Annotated in this window: 18 protein-coding genes; 10 read left to right on the top strand and 8 right to left on the bottom strand. The window is 70.5% G+C overall.

Annotation, left to right across the window (positions count from 1 at the left end):
- Nucleotides 1–67 precede the first annotated feature (67 nt).
- Nucleotides 68–1,339, top strand: coding sequence for a VWA domain-containing protein (locus I2W78_RS06250; protein ID WP_196457680.1), 1,272 nt, complete (start codon nt 68–70; stop codon nt 1,337–1,339).
- A complete protein-coding gene (locus I2W78_RS06255) occupies nt 1,339–2,115 on the top strand; it encodes a hypothetical protein (RefSeq protein ID WP_196457681.1) in 777 nt (258 codons plus the stop codon). Before I2W78_RS06250 ends, I2W78_RS06255 begins: the two co-directional genes overlap by 1 nt.
- Before the next feature lie 70 nt (nt 2,116–2,185).
- On the opposite strand, the gene I2W78_RS06260 is transcribed toward I2W78_RS06255, so the two are convergent.
- Nucleotides 2,186–2,812, bottom strand: coding sequence for a winged helix-turn-helix transcriptional regulator (locus tag I2W78_RS06260; RefSeq protein WP_196457682.1), 627 nt, complete (start codon nt 2,810–2,812; stop codon nt 2,186–2,188).
- An 81-nt stretch (nt 2,813–2,893) separates the two neighbouring features.
- On the opposite strand from I2W78_RS06260, the gene I2W78_RS06265 reads away from it, so the two are divergent.
- Nucleotides 2,894–4,102 (top strand): pyridoxal phosphate-dependent aminotransferase, encoded by a 1,209-nt coding sequence (locus tag I2W78_RS06265; RefSeq protein WP_196457683.1) that lies wholly within the window; start codon nt 2,894–2,896, stop codon nt 4,100–4,102.
- A 90-nt stretch (nt 4,103–4,192) separates the two neighbouring features.
- Here the strand turns inward: I2W78_RS06265 and I2W78_RS06270 are convergent, their stop codons facing one another.
- The 4 genes from I2W78_RS06270 to I2W78_RS06285 form a co-directional block, all read right to left on the bottom strand.
- Nucleotides 4,193–5,125: a hypothetical protein gene (locus I2W78_RS06270; RefSeq protein ID WP_196457684.1), complete on the bottom strand. Its 933-nt coding sequence runs from the start codon at nt 5,123–5,125 to the stop codon at nt 4,193–4,195.
- A 30-nt stretch (nt 5,126–5,155) separates the two neighbouring features.
- Nucleotides 5,156–6,304 (bottom strand): AAA family ATPase, encoded by a 1,149-nt coding sequence (locus I2W78_RS41360; protein WP_196457685.1) that lies wholly within the window; start codon nt 6,302–6,304, stop codon nt 5,156–5,158.
- Nucleotides 6,301–7,566, bottom strand: a complete 1,266-nt coding sequence (locus tag I2W78_RS06280) for a DUF262 domain-containing protein (RefSeq protein WP_196457686.1) — start codon at nt 7,564–7,566, stop codon at nt 6,301–6,303. The genes I2W78_RS41360 and I2W78_RS06280 overlap by 4 nt, the downstream gene beginning before the upstream one ends.
- 508 nt (nt 7,567–8,074) lie before the next feature.
- Nucleotides 8,075–8,551, bottom strand: a complete 477-nt coding sequence (locus I2W78_RS06285) for an ATP-binding protein (RefSeq protein WP_196457687.1) — start codon at nt 8,549–8,551, stop codon at nt 8,075–8,077.
- Nucleotides 8,552–8,708: 157 nt separating this feature from the next.
- Here I2W78_RS06285 and I2W78_RS06290 point away from each other — a divergent pair, with 157 nt between their 5' ends.
- The 5 genes from I2W78_RS06290 to I2W78_RS06310 all read left to right on the top strand — a co-directional run bounded on the left by I2W78_RS06290 (nt 8,709) and on the right by I2W78_RS06310 (nt 11,835).
- A complete protein-coding gene (locus I2W78_RS06290; RefSeq protein ID WP_196457688.1) occupies nt 8,709–9,572 on the top strand; it encodes a helix-turn-helix domain-containing protein in 864 nt (287 codons plus the stop codon).
- Nucleotides 9,572–9,775 (top strand): DUF397 domain-containing protein, encoded by a 204-nt coding sequence (locus I2W78_RS06295; protein ID WP_196464440.1) that lies wholly within the window; start codon nt 9,572–9,574, stop codon nt 9,773–9,775. The genes I2W78_RS06290 and I2W78_RS06295 overlap by 1 nt, the downstream gene beginning before the upstream one ends.
- 308 nt (nt 9,776–10,083) lie before the next feature.
- On the top strand, nt 10,084–10,686 hold the full coding sequence (locus I2W78_RS06300) for a histidine phosphatase family protein (protein WP_196457689.1): 603 nt from the start codon (nt 10,084–10,086) through the stop codon (nt 10,684–10,686).
- 60 nt (nt 10,687–10,746) lie between these two features.
- Nucleotides 10,747–11,364, top strand: a complete 618-nt coding sequence (locus I2W78_RS06305) for a hypothetical protein (protein WP_196457690.1) — start codon at nt 10,747–10,749, stop codon at nt 11,362–11,364.
- Nucleotides 11,365–11,412: 48 nt separating this feature from the next.
- Nucleotides 11,413–11,835: an acyl-CoA thioesterase gene (locus tag I2W78_RS06310; protein ID WP_196457691.1), complete on the top strand. Its 423-nt coding sequence runs from the start codon at nt 11,413–11,415 to the stop codon at nt 11,833–11,835.
- Between the two features lie 20 nt (nt 11,836–11,855).
- On the opposite strand, the gene I2W78_RS06315 is transcribed toward I2W78_RS06310, so the two are convergent.
- Nucleotides 11,856–12,257, bottom strand: coding sequence for a winged helix-turn-helix transcriptional regulator (locus tag I2W78_RS06315; protein ID WP_196457692.1), 402 nt, complete (start codon nt 12,255–12,257; stop codon nt 11,856–11,858).
- 92 nt (nt 12,258–12,349) lie between these two features.
- Between I2W78_RS06315 and I2W78_RS06320 the strand changes: the two genes are divergently transcribed.
- Both I2W78_RS06320 and I2W78_RS06325 read left to right on the top strand, forming a co-directional pair.
- Nucleotides 12,350–13,795 carry an MFS transporter gene (locus tag I2W78_RS06320; protein WP_196457693.1) on the top strand — a complete coding sequence of 482 codons (1,446 nt, stop codon included), beginning with the start codon at nt 12,350–12,352 and terminating at the stop codon, nt 13,793–13,795.
- Between the two features lie 42 nt (nt 13,796–13,837).
- Nucleotides 13,838–14,137 (top strand): hypothetical protein, encoded by a 300-nt coding sequence (locus tag I2W78_RS06325; protein WP_374222642.1) that lies wholly within the window; start codon nt 13,838–13,840, stop codon nt 14,135–14,137.
- Between the two features lie 48 nt (nt 14,138–14,185).
- Here the strand turns inward: I2W78_RS06325 and I2W78_RS06330 are convergent, their stop codons facing one another.
- Nucleotides 14,186–15,589 carry a nucleobase:cation symporter-2 family protein gene (locus I2W78_RS06330; RefSeq protein WP_307783615.1) on the bottom strand — a complete coding sequence of 468 codons (1,404 nt, stop codon included), beginning with the start codon at nt 15,587–15,589 and terminating at the stop codon, nt 14,186–14,188.
- Between the two features lie 226 nt (nt 15,590–15,815).
- Nucleotides 15,816–17,195, bottom strand: a complete 1,380-nt coding sequence (locus I2W78_RS06335) for an 8-oxoguanine deaminase (protein WP_196457694.1) — start codon at nt 17,193–17,195, stop codon at nt 15,816–15,818.
- Nucleotides 17,196–17,242 lie beyond the last annotated feature (47 nt).

The raw sequence follows: 17,242 nt of genomic DNA on the forward strand, positions 1-17,242 counted from the left end.
CCTGCCGTTTCGGGGCAGGCGAACCGGCGTTTTGGAGCCCGACACGCCTGATCCATAAGATCCACCGATGATCACAAGACAACGGCTGGCGGCAGGGGCATGCGCCCTGTTCGCCGCGCTGGCGGCCGGCATCGCCGTCCCGTCGACGGCGCTCGCCGACGAGACCACGGCCGCCGCGCCCAAGGTCGACCTCGTACTGGACGTCAGCGGTTCGATGCGGGCGCGGGACATCGACGGCCAGTCGCGGATGGCGGCGGCGAAGCAGGCCTTCAACGAGGTGCTGGACGCCACGCCCGAGGACGTACAGCTCGGCATCCGCACCCTCGGCGCCAACTACCCCGGCGACGACCAGAAGACGGGCTGCAAGGACACCGCGCAGCTCTACCCGGTCGGCCCGCTGGACCGCACCGAGGCCAAGGCGGCGGTGGCCACCCTGGCGCCGACCGGCTGGACCCCGATCGGCCCGGCGCTGCTGAAGGCCGCCGACGACCTCGACGGCGGCACCGGCTCCAAGCGGATCGTGCTGATCAGCGACGGCGAGGACACCTGCGCCCCGCTCGACCCGTGCGAGGTGGCCCGCGAGATCGCCGCCAAGGGCATCGGTCTCACCATCGACACGCTCGGCCTGGTGCCCAACACCAGGATGCGGCAGCAGCTCAGCTGTATCGCTGAGGCGACGGGCGGCACATACACGTCGGTGGAGCACACGGACGAACTCACCGACCGCGTGAACCAGTTGGTGGACCGGGCGGCCGATCCGGTGGTGACGCCGGTGGCCGTCGAGGGCGCGGAGCGGTGTGCTCAGGCACCGACACTGAAGTCGGGCCTCTACACGGACCGCGAGGGGTTCGGGCAGCAGCGCTGGTACCGGGTGGACGTGCTGCCCGGCCAGGAACTGCGCGCCTCCGTGAGCGTGGCGGCGGACCGGGACGTGAACCCGGCGTACGGGGTGCTGCTGCGGGCGGTCACGGTCAAGGACCGCGAGATCGTGCGGGGTGAGGCGGCCGGGAACGGCCGTACGGATGTGATCTCCACCGGGCTGCGCTACCCGAAGGCCGAGCGCGACGACGTGGACGCCGACAAGCCGGCGGCCGAGAGCGTGTGTCTGCAGGTCACCCACTCCTTCTCGGCTGCCTCCGGCGTGCAGACCACGCCCGGGCTGCCGCTGGAGCTGACGATCGACGTCGTCGACGGGCCCTCGCCGGCGAGCGATGTGGCCGCCTTCGGCCTCGGGCGCGGCTGGTGGCTGCTCGGCGCTCTCGTCCTGACCGGTTTCGTCGCCGGTCTGCTGTGGGGCTGGCTGTCGCGCTGGCGGGTCGCGGTCTGGAGGACCAACTGATGCGAATCGTGAAGGCTTTGGGCGCGGCTCTGCTGGCGCTGGGATGGGCCGTTTCACCGGCCGTGGCCGACTCCACGCCGTCCCCAGCCGGTGACAGCTCGGCGCCGACCGAGGCGGGCACGTCGTTCCGTACGGCGGCCGAGTTCGAGCCGGGGCAGACCGCCACGGCGGACGGCTCCGCCGGTGACTACCTGTACTGGTCGTTCCCCGCCGACGCCGGCCAGCGGCCCACCGTCAAGGCGACGGTGAAGCTCCCGGACTCGCACGCCGCCGAGACCTGGCAGCTCGACGTGTACGACGGTCTGCGGCGCCGCCAGGCCTGCCAGTACGGTTCCCAGACGCGGACCGCCGTGCAGGACGCGGGCTCACTGGAACTGGCCTGCACGCTGCGCACGGTCCGTGCCTGGTCGGAGCCGTGGGCGGGTGACCCGCTGCCGGGCACGTACTACGTGCGCCTCACGGCGGTGGGCTTGCCGACGTCCGACCTGGGGCTGCCGGTGAGCGCCGAGGTGCGGGTGGACGTCAAGGAGATCGGCGGCGCGGCGGCGGTGGACGGGGCACTGGCCGAGCCGCTGGTGCCGGGGGCAGCCGTCAAGTCGGCCGAGGACGAAGAGGGTTCGGCGGTGCTGTCGAGCATCGAGCCCGAGGACGGCTGGGCCTCCGGCTGGTGGTCCGACCGGTGGGTGTGGACGGCGGTGGGCGGCGCGCTGGCCGCGCTGGCCGGGGTCGGGGGGTATGCGCTGACCCGGGGGTCGGGGCGCCCGACCGGAGCCTGACCAAGAATCAGAAGGCCCGCCCAGTACGGTGCGGGCCTTCTGCTTTGTCGGTCCTCACGTTTGTTGGTCCTCACGCCTCCCGCAGGACCTTGGCCAGTGTGCCGTCACCGGTCACCGTGATACGTCCGTCCCGTACCGCGTCGATCACGCTCACCTCGCCCCGGCCGACCGCCGTACATGTGGCGGTGTCGAGGACCAGCAGGGCGTCGGGCTCGCCCGGCGCGGGCCCGTCGCCGTACACGGGGCCCTCCTCGGCACCGACGTACAGGTGGAAGTCGCCCTCCTCCAGCCGCACTTCGACGAGCCCCTCCCCCTCCAGAGCCCGCAGCAGGGGCAGCGCGAACCAGTGCGCGCGGACCGCGTCCGTCGGCCGCCGCTCCCCCAGCTCGGCCTGACCCCACACGCCCAGCGCCTGCAGCACCGGCAGCAACTCCCGTCCGCGCGGGGTGAGTTCGTAGACGTACGCCGCGCCGGGCGGCGGCAGTCGGCGCCTGGTCGTCAGCCCGTCGCGCTCCATGTCCTTCAGCCGTGACGCGAGTACGTCCGTGCTGACGCCCGGCAGATCCGCGTGCAGGTCCGTGTAGCGGCGCGCGCCGGCGAGGAGTTCGCGGACGATCAGCAGGGTCCAGCGGTCGCCGACGACATCGAGCGCGCGGGCGGCGGAGCAGTACTGGTCGTAGCTTCGACGAGGTGACATGCGACGCAGTCTAGACATGTCGTTGGACTTTCCAAGCTCGAACTTGGTAAAACCAAGCAACACCAGTTACCGGAGGGGCCCATGGAGTTCCGGCAGTCGAGCAAGCTCAGCGAGGTCTGTTACGAGATCCGCGGCCCGGTGATCGAGCACGCCGACGCGCTGGAGGCGGCGGGGCACAGCGTGCTGCGCCTGAACACCGGCAACCCCGCGCTGTTCGGGTTCGAGGCGCCGGAGGAGATCCTCCAGGACATGATCCGGATGCTGCCCCAGGCGCACGGCTACACCGACTCGCGCGGCATCCTCTCCGCCCGCCGCGCGGTCGCCCAGCGCTACCAGACCCTCGGCCTGGAGGTCGGCGTCGACGACGTCTTCCTCGGCAACGGCGTCTCCGAGCTGGTCTCCATGGCCGTACAGGCCCTGCTGGAGGACGGCGACGAGATCCTGATCCCCGCCCCGGACTTCCCGCTCTGGACGGCGGTGACCACGCTCGCCGGCGGCAAGGCGGTCCACTACCTCTGCGACGAGCAGGCCGACTGGTACCCGGACCTGGACGACATGGCGTCGAAGATCACGGACCGCACGAAGGCCGTGGTCATCATCAACCCGAACAACCCCACCGGGGCGGTCTACCCGAAGGAGATCGTCGAGGGCATCCTCGACCTGGCCCGCCGCCACGGCCTGATGGTGTTCGCCGACGAGATCTACGACCAGATCCTGTACGACGACGCCGTGCACCACTCGGCCGCCGCACTCGCGCCCGACCTGGTGGTCCTCACCTTCTGCGGCCTGTCGAAGACGTACCGGGTGGCGGGCTTCCGCTCCGGCTGGCTGGTGGTGACGGGCCCGAGGCAGCACGCGAAGGACTATCTGGAGGGCCTGACCATGCTGGCCTCCATGCGCCTGTGCTCCAACGCGCCCGCGCAGTACGCCATTCAGGCGGCGCTCGGCGGCCGGCAGTCGATCCGGGAGTTGACCGCCCCCGGCGGCCGCCTCCACGAGCAGCGCGATGTGGCCTGGGAGAAGCTGAACGAGATTCCCGGCGTGTCGTGCGTGAAGCCGAAGGGCGCGCTGTACGCGTTCCCGCGCATCGATCCCAAGGTGCACAGGATCCACGACGACGAGAAGTTCGTCCTGGACCTGCTGCTGCGGGAGAAGATCCAGGTGGTGCAGGGGACGGGCTTCAACTGGCCGACACCGGATCACTTCCGCATCCTGACGTTGCCGCACGCGGATGATCTGGAGGCGGCGATCGGGCGGATCGGGCGGTTTCTCAGCGGGTACCGGCAGTAGCGGCCAACGACCCCGGCAGCGGCGACCGGCGGCGGTTCTCGGTCGCCGTCGTATCCGAGGTGGACCTCTTCTCGGCGCCGTTCCGACAGCTCAGAGTTCCGGGCGGATCTTGCTGCCGATGTGGGCGAGCCGGATCGCCCGTTCCTCCGGGACGAGGCGGAAGTGGATGCGGCCCGCCCCCGGAGTGAACCGAGCGTGCAGGTCGAAGGTGCGTGTTTCCCCGTCCAGATCGGTGAAGCGGCATACGCGCTTGCGGGTCTCGCCCTCCGGGCTGACCTTGGTCGGCCACTCGGGCTCGGCCATGGTCGCCGGATCCCAAGCGGCGACGGCTTCCTCCAACCGCTCCAGGGTCCGACGTACAGGTAGGACCCAGTGCGGGTTCAGGCCGCTGAGCTGGCCCTTGACGCGTGGCAGGAACGTGAGGTGCGGGTAGAGATCGGCTCGGCTGTCCCACATCCGCAGGCCGGTAGTGACGCCCTCCCGGCGCGTCTTGCGAATCCAGTCGACGTGGCTCTCGAGGTGGGGCTCGGCGGACACATGCCGGACGTCGACGGTGTCGTGCCGCACCTGGAGCGTGCTGTCGTCGTATTCGACGAGTTCGCTGCGCTCCACGGTCACGCTGTCGGCCTGCCACTGCCGGGCCACCGGAAGGCTGACGGCGATGCCGTCCATGATGTGTGCGGCGCCCAGTCCGAGGACGATATCGCCGTCGTGGCGGTACTCGAGGTGGTCGGCAGCATCCTCCGCCGGGAAGACGCTCCGCACGGGAGATCTGCCCTGTAAGCCCCTCAGGCGCTGCCAGAGAGCGCGGTTGCGTGGACTGGCGCCGATCCACTTGTTGACGGGATAACCCTCGGCGATTTCCAGAGCCTTGACGTCCACCTCGCTCACCAGGGCGGTGCCCGATCCGCCGGCGGCGGCAGCGGCACGCACGGCGTCCACGAAGTCGGCCATGGCCCGCTCGGCCCGCGCCGGGTCACAGGCCGTCCCCCAGGACTTCTCGTTCAGAAACAGCAGTGGCACGTTTTCCTCCCCCTGTGTCGGCCCGTGCCGTCAGTCCAGCAGCTGGTCGAGCGAGTGCTCCCACTCGTCGAAGAAGCCCTCGGGCCACTGTTCGAGCATGCCGTCCTTGTCGATGCGGGGGGTGACGACCTCGGTGCCCGCCCCATTGCCGCTGAAGTAGTGCACGACGGTGTCCTCCGGCTGAAGGACGCCCTGTTTCACGGCGATGCGGACGCCGTTGAGCACGTGGTCGCTGTGCGTCTCGACGATCAACTGGGCGCCGGTGGCAGCGGCCGCGGAGAGCAGTGCGGCCATCCTGCTCTGCCCCTTCGGGTGCAGGTGGGCCTCGGGGTTCTCCAGCAGGATCAGGCTCTCAGAGGTCGCGGTGAGACAGGCGACGACGACGGGCAGGGCGTAGGTGAGACCGAAACCGACGTTGGTGGGGCGGCGGCGGCGTGTGGCATTGATGCCTGCGGTGCCACCGAAGCCGTAGGAGAGACGGACCGAGTCGGTGCCCTCGATGGGGTCCGTCTCGATGTTGACACCCGGGCACAGCTCCTGCATCCAGGCGATCGTCTGGTCCAGGAGCTGAGGAGACGTGGCGGCGCGATGACGGAGCGGGCCGTCGGGCACCTCCCTGGGCACTTCCTGCTCCGTGTGGTGGCGCAGGTAGTTGACGGTGTGTTCACCGCGCACCCCGAGAAACCCTCGCGCGATGGCGATCTGGTGGGAGCGGGGGTAGGTGACCGCCGGGGTGATGCGATCGGCGTGCAGATACTGGAAGGGCTGCTCGGCCAAGTGCGAGCGGACCGACCCCTCCGCCAGAGGCATAACGTCCTGGTCAGGATGACGAATGTCGTACGCTGCGGCCCATGTGCGCTGCTCGCCGTCCTCCTCGATGACGAAGCCGACAAGCGGCTCGCTGACGGCGGCAAGTTCTTCCACGGGCCCGAAGTCCTCGTGCAGGACGTCCTGTGCGGTGCCCAGGGCCACGAGATCGCCGTTGAGCAGCAGCCCGCCCCCGGCCCGCCTGGTCCGATTGAGCATCTGGGTCTCGTACGACTGCCGTAACAGTCCCAGCGCCTGCAACACGCTGCTTTTGCCAGAGGAGTTGAGGCCGGTGAGGAGTGTCAGCGGACCGAGGGGAAGTTCCAGACGCCGGAACGCCTTGAAGTTGATCAGTGTGATGCGGTTGATCACTGCTCGGCCCCGCTCCGTTCCTCACTGAGCGCGTTCCCGAAGAGCTCCTTGACGGCGTCGAACCGCTTGCGCACCTTCCTGGCGTCCCCGGTGCCCACGGAGATGGCACGTTCGAACTCCACGTCCTCCATGAGCTCGGCGAAGGCGTCGAGGAGATCCGCCTGCCACAGCGCCTCGCGATCGTCGTCGCCGAGGCTCGCGAGATTGACGGCGACCGCCTCGAAGAGTGCCTTGTTGATGGGCGACTTGCGCTGCTGGTTGCGACGGTACTTCCGGAAGGCGTGGGGGCCGAAGATCTTCTCGGCCGCAAGCATCGCCGTGATGAACTCTGCCCGCAGGCGGTCCTCTTCCGAGCTGTCGAGACGGTTCACCTGGTGCATCGCCTCGGCGAGGAACGCGTCGAAGTCACCGGGCCGGTAGGCGTGCGGGGAGGTCATCCGGAAGGCCAGGAAGCGCAGGACCATCTCCCGGTCGGCCATCCGGTCGCCGACGACGCTGTGGCCGGTGGCCCGCCGGAACTCCTCGGTCTGCGCGAGCTCCGCGAGGAGCGTGCGGGCCCGTCCCGGGATGAGCGCGTGCCTGATCTCCTGCCGGGTGAGGGGCTCGCCTCCGGTGTTGATGCGCGCGAAGACGTTGAACATCACCGGCTCGGGCGTACCACGCCGGATGACGTGGACGACGACCTCCGTCTCGCGCAGCCGGATCTGGAGCTTTCCGGAGAGATCCGAGAAGCTCGCCCCGTCGAAGTTGCGCAGATACTCCAGGCCCGTCAGCTTCAGCGGGTCCGCGCCGACCGTCTGCGGCTCCACGAAGCGGGCGATGGAGGTCAGGCGCTGGATGCCGTCGACGACGGCCCAACTGCCGTCCTTGTTCTCGGCCGCGTAGAAGGAAGGAATGGGGATGCGCAGGAGCAGCGACTCGATGAGACGGCTCTGCTTGCCGTCGGTCCAGATGCCCGCCTTGCGCTGGAAGTCAGGGGCGAGGTCGATCATCTCGTTGCGCAGCCGGGACAGCAGCAGGTCGACGGTCGTCGTCCGGGTGTCGATGTCGATGTGCTCAGGGTCGAAGGGAGAGGTGATCTGCTCGACCGCCTCGTCCCCGCCCTCCTCGCGCTCGACGTCGGTCGGCCGGCCGTCGGCGGTGACCTCCACGGAGAGCAGAGGCGAGTCCACTTCACCGGCATCCGCTGCCGCGTCCTGATACCGCTCGAACACCGACCGCCGGTCCCGTGTACGCCCCTGGCTGTCTTCCAGCGCCGCCATGTCTTCTCGTCGCCCTCGCCCTCATGCTCCTGCGGGATCATCCGACTGGCCCTCACCCTACCGGCCGTGATCGCGCGGTGACGGCCGAACGGCCGCCGCAGTGGGGGCAGGACGTGGAGGCGGGCGGCGGCGGCCGGGAGACGCGGCTCCCCGTCGGCGGCCTCGGGTCCCCCGGCGCCGGGCGAACGGTCGGCGAGATAATCGGCGCCGCGGTGCAGGGCGTCCCGGAGCGGCGGGCAGATCAAGGCGACACCGGCCAGCCCCGCGGCCGCCGGCAAGTCCGGCACACCTGCCCCGCCCGGGAACAGGAACGCCCCGGCGAGGAGGCCCACGGCCACCACCAGTTGTCCAGCCCCCGCCAGCAGGCGGCTCCTCAGCGGCTCCGTTGCCGTGTCCGTCGCCTCCGGTTCCGGCACGTCAGCGAGGAGGAGTTGGCGTCGGCGGCGGCGATCAGCCGTTCCGTGGTCTTACGCACCCGTGTGCGGGCAGCGTGCGGCCGGTCTGACAGTCACTTCAGGGCGACTTCGCACCATACGGTCTTGGTGTACGGGTCCCCGCAGGCCGTTCCCCAGTGGGTGGACAGGGCTTCGACGAGGAGCAGGCCGCGGCCGGAGTCCTGCTCCGGGCAGGCCGGCGAGAGGGAGCCGGGGGCGGGTGGGCGGCGGTCGGGGCGGGGGTCCGTGAGTTCGATGCGGAGCGTGGCGTCCGCGGGGTGGAGGGTGAGACGGAGACGGAAGTCGCGGCCCCTGACCCGGCCGTGCACCGCCGCGTTCGTGGAGAGTTCGGCCACCAGCAGTGCCGCTGTCTGGTTGGCCTCCGTGTCGTACGGCCAGCCCCAGGTGTGGAGTTGCTCGGCGGCGAGGCGGCGGGCGAGGCGGGCGCCTCTGGGGGTGGCCGAGAGGCGGAGGGTGAAGTGGTGGGTGGGGGTGGTGCGTTGGGCGGGTCCCCGGTGGGCTGCCGTCGAGTGGTCAATATCGGCGTTCATGTCACTCAGCGTGGTCGGCTGTCTCTACCCTGACCAGTGACGACGATGGTACTCAGCGTCACTGTCCGGTCGCTGTCCGGCCGTGTCCGGGCGGCGTGGCGTTACGCCGTGCGCCGGTGGGGAGTTGAGGACGGGCGGCACGTGGAGGTGGAGCATCATGGGTGTGACGGGGCAGGGGCCGCAGAGCGGTGACGGCATGGAGCCGTACGGCACCGATGACGAGGAGTCGGCGGCGGTACTGCGCACGGTCGGCAGGATCGTCAAGATGTGCCGCGAACGGGCGGGGCTCACACAGGCGGAGTTGGGGACGGCCATCGGGTACAGCGAGGAGCAGGTGTCCTCGGTGGAGCGGGGGCGGCGGGCGCCGAGTCCGGCCTTTCTGGAGGCGGCCGATCGCGTGTTGGACGCCGGTGGCCTGCTCATCGGGCTGAAGAAGGACGTGGAGCAGGCCCGGTATCCGAAGAAGGTGCGGGATCTGGCGAAGTTGCAAGCGGAGGCGGTTGAGCTGTGCGCCTACGCCAACTCCGTCGTCCACGGCCTGCTGCAAACACCGGAGTACGCCAGGGCGTTGTACGGGATGCGGCGCCCGCCGTTCAGCGAGGAGGAGGTGGAGCGGCTCGTCGCGGCGCGCTTGGCGCGGCAGGAGATCTTCGACCGGCAGCCCGCACCCGTCTTCAGTTTCGTCCAGGAAGAGGTGACGCTGCGCCGCCCGCTCGGGGGCAGAATGGTGATGCGGAAGCAGCTCGAACACCTGTTGGAGATCGGCAACCGACGGAACGTGGAGATTCAGGTGATGCCCACGGATCGTGAGGACCACGCCGGTCTATCGGGGTCACTTCAGCTGCTCCGGCTCAAGGAAGGGGACACCGTGGGGCACAACGAGGTTCAGCTCACCAGTCGGCTGATCTCCCACCCCAGGGAGGTCCAGATCCACGAGATCCGCTATGGCATCATCCGGGCCCAGGCCCTCGCACCCCGTGAGTCGCTGGCCTTCATCGAGAAAGTGCTGGGAGAGACATGATGACCAACCCCACGACGGGGAACGGTTCCGCGCTGGCATGGTTCAAGAGCAGCTACAGCACGAACGACGGCCCGGAGTGCGTGGAGGTCGCCTTCGCCCCCGAGACCGTTCGCGTACGGGACTCGAAGCGCGCGCAGGGCCCCCAGCTCGGCTTCGGGCCCCAGCAGTGGGCCGCCTTCGTCTCGTACGCCGCCGATCACTGACGTACGACATGCCGACACCCCGCGTCCGGTTCCGTACCGGGCGCGGGGGCGTCTCATCACCGTGCGGTCGTCGACGACGACGATCTTCTGGTGCATGACGTTCATGCGGACTCCAGCGTCGCCATCTCCTGGTAGCGGTACGGCGTGGCGGGCCCCACACCAGCCACACGCCCGAACCGAGGCACGCCCTGTACACCTCCTGCTGCGCCGGGAGCAGACCCGCCACCGCACACGTCTCCGCCTCATGCGGTCGCCTGGGTATGTGTCACCGCAGGCGCGGCCACCGCCCGGCACATAGCGTGTGCCGCATGGGTGATCTATTGCTGGTGCGGCACGGGGAGACCGAGTGGTCGCGGTCCGGGCGGCACACCGGACTGACCGACGTCCCGCTGACCGAGCACGGCCGTCAGGAGGCGCGCGGGCTGGTGCCGCTGATCCGGTCGCACCGGATCGGTGCCTGTTTCGTCAGCCCCCTGCAACGGGCGCGGGAGACCGCCGAGCTCATCGGACTGCACGGCTCGCTGCGGGTGGACACCGATCTGCGGGAGTGGGACTACGGGGGCTACGAGGGGATCACCACCGTCGAGATCCAGCGGGAGCGGCCCGGCTGGTTCCTGTTCAGGGACGGGGTGGCGCCCGGGCCGCCGGAGCATCCCGGGGAGAGCGTGCAGCAGGTGGGGGCGCGGGCCGACCGGATGCTGGGCAAGGTGGACGCCGCGCTCGCCAACACCGAGGGTGTGGTGGTGCTGGTGTCGCACGGGCACTTCCTGCGGGTGCTGACCGCCCGGCGGCTCGGGCTGCCGCCGGAGGACGGCGCGCTGTTCCAGCTGGCGACGGGGACGGTGTGCCGGCTGGGCACCGAGCACGGGCGGCCGGTGATCGCCGCCTGGAATGTCAGACCCGGGTCGTAGTCTTCGAATGGGTCGCCGCTACGGCGCCCCAGAGGACTGCTGACCGGGGAGGAGTACGTCATGACACGCCCGCCGACCGCCGCCCAGCGGCGTGTCATCGACGCCGCCGACCCGGTCACCGGGCGGCTGAGGGGCACGGAGGCGCAGCTCGCGGCGCTGGTGAAGCGCGGGCTGGCCTTCCGGCACCCGCGGCCGCCGCACGACCACTTTCTGACGCCGGCGGGTCATCGAATACGGGAGGCGCAGGCGCCCGCGCCGGAGCCTGCCGCGAACGCCGGTGTGTTCGCCGCACGCGTCGGGGGCGAGGAGGTCGCGCCGGACGCCGGGCCGTCCCGCGTCCGCGAGGTGCACAGCGCCTGGCAGGGCCTGCTGGAGCTGCGCCGCATGACCAGTCCCGACGGCGTGACGGACCGGCCGTGCGGCTGGGAGCGGACGCATCTGGTGCAGGCCGCCGCCCTCGCGCTGGAAGCCGCCGGGCACCGCCCAGCCGGTCGGGACTCCGCGGGCTACCGGGTGCGGGCGACTCCGCAGCCGGAGGCCGTGGCCGTGTACGAACCGGACGCCGAGGCACTGCGGGCCTGCGCGGCCACGCTGGAGCGGGCCGGCTGGCAGGTCGGCGAGCACACCGAGCCGCGCACGCGCGCGCGTTATCTGCTGGCCTCTCCACGACGGGCGTGATGAGCATGCCAAGATCGGGGAGTACGTAGACCACGACAAGGGGACACCGTGAGCGACGTGTTTTCCGTGCCCGTGACCGTCCGCGGGTACGAGATCGATGTACAGGGCCACCTCAACCAGGCCGTCTACCTGAACTACGCCGAGCACGCCCGCTGGTCGCTGCTCCAGGCGGCCGGCATCCGCCAGGCCGACCTGGTGGGCAGGGGCGTCAGCCCGGTGACCCTGGAGACGACGATCCGCTACCGGCGGGAGCTGCTCGCGGGCGACGAGGTCGAGGTGACGTGCGGCTTCGAGTGGGGGCAGGGCAAGACGTTCCGGATCCTGCAGCGGATACGCAAGGCCGATGGCTCGGTCGCGGCCGAGATCGAAGCGGTCGGCGGGCTGATGGACCTGAAGGAGCGCAGACTGGTCGCGGACCCCCGGGAGCACTTCAAGCAACTGGCGGCGGATCCGGGCCTGTTCGGCCTCTGAGACGGACGTAGCGGCGCTGTCTACGCGCCGACCAGTTCCGGATCGTGCTCCGAGTCGTACTCCGCTCGCGCCTGAGCGATGTACACCCGGTTGCGCTCGGCCCAGTCCGTCAGCCGTTGCAGGGTGTCGTTCAACTCATGAGCGACCGGGGTGAGTTCGTACTCCACCTTCGGCGGCACCGTCGGATGCACGGTCCGCACGACGAGCCCGTCGCGCTCCAGATTGCGCAGGGTGAGGGTCAGCATGCGGCGGCTGATCCCCTCGATGCTGCGCTCCAACTCGGTGAAGCGGATCGGCCCGTGCGCGGCCGCGACCAGGATCTGGACCGCCCACTTGCCGGCCACCCTGTCAAGAACTTCACGGACCGGGCACGCGTGCGCGTTCACGACCTGGACGGTAACACCGGTGTTCCCCTGGGACATCGAAGTGCCTCCTTACGCCGACCTCCATGGTCACCCACGATGTTCCCCGTTACAAGTCGTGCACCTATGGAGATTGCGGAGGAGACGCGGCCATGTCGTCCCTGACCGAGCCCGTGACTGAGACCGTGAAGCGGCCTCTGGAGCGAACGTACTCCCGTTGGGCGGCCCTTGTCGTGCTGTGTGCGGGGACGCTGATGACGATCCTGGACGGCAACATCGTCACCGTGGCGATGCCCGCCATCCAGAGCGACCTCGGCTTCAGCGGCCCGGGGCTGGCCTGGGTGGTCAACGCCTATCTCATCCCCTTCGGCGGGCTGCTCCTGCTGGCCGGCCGGCTGGGCGATCTGGTGGGCCGCAAGCGGATGTTCACGGCGGGGCTCGCGGTGTTCACCGTGGCGTCCGTGCTGTGCGGGGTGGCCACGAGCCAGGGCATGCTGATCGCGGCGCGCGCTCTGCAGGGCGTGGGCGGGGCGATGACCTCGGCCGTGGTGCTCGGCATGCTGGTCGCGCTCTTTCCCGAGCCGCGTGAACAGGCCCGCGCCATCGCGGTGTTCAGCGCGGTCGGCGCGGCGGGCGGGGCGCTCGGCACGTTCCTCGGCGGGGCGCTGACGCAGGCCCTGGGCTGGCACTGGATCTTCCTGATCAACCTGCCCATCGGTGTCGTCGCCTGGCTGGCGGCCGTGCGCGTCCTCGCTCCGGAGCGGGGCGCCGGGCTCGGCAAGGGCGCGGACTATCCGGGGGCGGCCCTGGTCACCGGCGCCCTGATGCTCCTGGTCTACGTGATCATCGGTGCCGGCGACCTCGGTCCGACCGCCACGCTGCTGCTGGCCGGGCTCACCGCCGCCCTGTTCACGGCGTTCCTCGTCCGCCAGGCCCGCACCGAACGCCCGCTGCTGCGGCTGCGCCTGTTCCGCTCCCGGCTCCTGACCGGCGCGAACGCCGTGCAGGTCCTGATGATCGCGACGATGTACGGCTTCCAGTTCATCGGCGCGCTCTACCTCCAACGCGTCCTCGGCTACGACGAGTTGACCACCGGCACGGCCTTCCTCCCGGCGCCGATCGCGATCGGAGTGCTGATGCTGGGGCTGTCGGCCCGCACGATCGGCAGGTTCGGCGCGTACCGGGTCCTGCTGGCCGGGCTCGTGCTGATCACCGTCGGCATGGCCCTGCTCAGCCGGGCTCCCGTGGGCGGCTCGTACCTCACCGACGTACTCCCGCCGCTGCTGCTGCTCGCCGCCGGTTTCGCCGCCGCGATGCCCGCGCTGACCGGGCTCGCCATGTCGGGGGCGCACGAGGAGGACGGGGGCCTGGCGTCCGGGCTGTTCAACACCACGCAGGTGGTGGGCGGTTCGCTGGGTCTGGCGGTGCTGTCCACCCTCGCGGCGAGCCACACCGACGGGCTGCTCACCGCAGGGACGGAGCCGGTGGCGGCCACGGCGGAGGGCTACCAGCTGGCGTTCCGGGTGGCGACGGTGATCGCGGTGGGGGCGCTGGGGCTGGCGGCGGCCGTACTGAGGACACGCACCGAGCGCCCCTGAATTCGGATGGGGCCATGACCCCGGGCTGCGAAGCTCGGCGTCATGGCCCCACGACGTATCAAACCCAGCCTCTACATCTCCGTGGACATCGAGGCCGACGGCCCGATCCCGGGGCCGTACTCCATGCTCAGCCTCGGTGCCGCGGTCGCCGGCCGGCAGGACGCCGACGGTCTCACGGCCGCCGATCCGGAGGAGCGGACGTTCTACCGCGAACTCCGGCCGATCAGCGAGGAGTTCGTCCCGGAGGCGCTGGCCGTGAGTGGGCTGGACCGCGAACGGCTGGAGCGTGAGGGAGCCGAGCCCGCCGCAGCCCCTTCGGGCACTCGGGGTGCCTGGACATGAAGACGCTGTACGCCACGAAGGCGGGCCTTCCGCCGCGATCCGCCAACCTCATGGCGTGGTCACCGGCTCCATCGGCGCCGTGACCTCGTCGGCCTCACGGGCCCGCTTGCCGAGGTGGTTGAAGACCAGGTTCAGCAGCACCGCCGCGACGCAGCCCGTCGAGATGCCGGAGTCGAGGACGATCCTCGCGGTCTCCGGGAAGGCGTGGTAGAACTCCGGCGCGGTGATCGGGATGATGCCGACGGCGAGGGAGACGGCGACGATCAGGACGTTGTTGTCCTTGTCGAGGCCGGCCCGGACCAGGGTCTGAATGCCGCTCGCGGCGACCGAGCCGAACAGGACCACGCCCGCGCCGCCGAGCACCGGGCGCGGTACGACCGCGATGAGCGAGGCCGCGACCGGGCACAGGCCCATCAGGACCAGGAAGGCGCCGCCGGCCGCGACCACGAAGCGGCTGCGGATCCGCGTCATCGCCACGAGGCCGATGTTCTGGGCGAAGGCGCTGCACATGAAGCCGTTGAAGAGGGGGCTGATGGCGGAGCCGAGGGTGTCGGCGCGCAGGCCTGCGGCGATGGTCTTCTCGTCGGCGGGGCGTTCGACGATCTCGCCCAGCGCCAGCATGTCCGCCGTCGACTCGGTCATCGACACCACCATGACCACGCACAGCGAGATGATCGCGGCGAGTTGGAACTGCGGGGCGCCGAAGTGGAAGGGCGTCGGGAAGCCGACGATGTCCGCGTCCGTGACCGGGCTGAAGTCCGTGACGCCGAGCGGTATCGCCACCAGCGTGCCCGCGACCAGGCCGAGGAGTACGGCGATCTGCTTGACGAAGCCCCGGGTGAAGCGGCGCAGGAGGAGGACCAGCAGCAGCGTCACGGCGGCCAGGCCCAGGTTGGTGCCCGAGCCGTAGTCGTCCGCCGAGGGGCTCGCGCCCTGCGCCCAGCCGAAGGCCACCGGCAGCAGCGAGATGCCGATGAGGGTGATCACCGTGCCGGTGACGACCGGCGGGAAGAAGCGGACCGCCTTGCTGAAGAAGGGCGCGGCCAGGAAGCCGAGGAGTCCGGCCACGATGACCGCCCCGAAGATGATCGGCAGCGCGTCGGACTTGTCGTCGGTGGAGGCGACGATCGCGGTCATGGGGGCGACACCGGCGAAGGTGACACCGTTGACGAACGGCAGCCGGGCGCCGATCTTCCAGATGCCGAGCGTCTGGAGGAAGGTCGCGAGTCCCGCGGTGAACAGGCAGGCGCCGGTGAGGAAGGTCAGTTCGGTGCCGGTCAGGCCGATGGCCGCGCCGACGATCAGGGGTGGGGCGACGACTCCCGCGTACATGGCGGCCACGTGTTGCAGGCCCGTGGTCGCCATCTTGAGGGCGGGGAGTTTCTCGTCGACGGGATGTACGGCTCGCTGCTCGGGGACGGTGGGCGGTACGGCATCGGGCTGAGCGGCCACGGCGGCTCCTCCGGTCGGGTACACGGCCGCGCGGAAAGGCTGCCGTGGGTGTCAGGGAGGTGGTGCAGGTGGTCGTGCGGGACCGGGACGGCCGTTCGACGGGGAACGGTGACCGTTCCGGGGCGCACGCGTCCACGCGCGCCCCGGACACGGCCGCCATGGACCCCGCTCGGGTCCACGGCTGCCGGCCGGGAGCCGTCCCTCCCGGCCGGGGTCTTCACCCGGTTCAGCCCTGGGCGGCGATCCGCGCCAGCCGCTGCGCCTCGTCCCGCGTGGAGCGGGCGATCGCGTCCTCGTCGACGTGCAGCAGGCGGCCGTTCTCGACGACCGGCTCACCGTTGACGAGGGACAGCGTGACCGGGGCGGCGGCGCCGAAGACCAGCGCTGTCACCGGGTCGGCGATGGAGGCGTGGGCGAGGGTGTCCAGCTTCCACAGCACCAGGTCGGCCAGCTTGCCGGGCTCCAGGGAGCCGATCTGGTCGGCGCGGCCCAGCACCTGGGCGCCACCGTAGGTGCCGAGGCGCAGCGCCTGACGGGCGTTCAGGGCGGCCTCGCGGTGGGCGCCGAGGCGGTTGATGAGCAGGGCGTTGCGCAGCTCGGTGTGGAGTTCGCCGGACTCGTTCGACGCGGTGCCGTCGACGCCGAGGCCGACCGGGACGCCGGCGGCGAGCATGTCGGGGACGCGGGCGATACCGGCCGCCAGGCGGGCGTTGGAGGAGGGGCAGTGGGCGACACCGGTCTTCGTACGGGCGAAGGCGGCGATGTCGGAGTCGTTCATGTGGACGCAGTGCGCCATCCACACGTCCTCGCCGAGCCAGCCGGTGGACTCGAAGTAGTCGGTCGGGCCCATGCCGAACAGCTCGTGGCAGAACTTCTCCTCCTCGACCGTCTCCGAGCCGTGCGTGTGCAGCCGCACGCCGAGCCGGCGCGCCAACACGGCGCCCTCACGCAGCAGTTCGGTGGACACGGAGAACGGGGAGCAGGGGGCGACGGCGACCTGGGTCATCGCGTCGAAGGAGGCGTCGTGATGCTGCTTGACGGTCTCCTCGGTCGCCGCGAGCGCGCCGTCGAGGGTCTCGACGGCGAAGTCCGGGGGCAGCCCGCCGTCCTTCTCGCTGCGGTCCATGGAGCCGCGGGCGAGGGTGAAGCGGACGCCCATGTCGCGGGCGGCGCCGATGATCGCGCCGGACAGGTCGCCGGAGCCCTGCGGGTAGACGTAGTGGTGGTCCATGGCGGTGGTGACACCGCCGCGGGCCATCATCGCCAGCGAGCCCTGCGCGGCCGAGCGCACCATCTGCTCGTCGATGCGCGCCCAGGTCGGGTAGAGGGCGACGAGCCAGTTGAAGAGGTTGTGGTCGGTGGCCAGACCCCGGGTGATCCACTGGTAGAAGTGGTGATGGGTGTTGACCAGGCCGGGGGTCACGAGATGTCCGGTGGCGTCGACGCGGCGTACGACGTTCTCCAGGCCCTCGGGGGCCTTGCCCGCGCCGAGGGACTCGATGCGGTTGTCCACGATGACGATGTGGCCCGTGGCGTACTCGGTGTCGTTCGCGTCCACTGTCGCGATCGCACAGTTCTCGATGACGATGCGCTGGGCTGCTGCCATGATTCGTCCTTTGCGCTGAAGTGGAGAGGGCACGGCAGGACCCTGGG

Source organism: Streptomyces spinoverrucosus (genome assembly GCF_015712165.1).
Classification (GTDB): domain Bacteria; phylum Actinomycetota; class Actinomycetes; order Streptomycetales; family Streptomycetaceae; genus Streptomyces; species Streptomyces spinoverrucosus_A.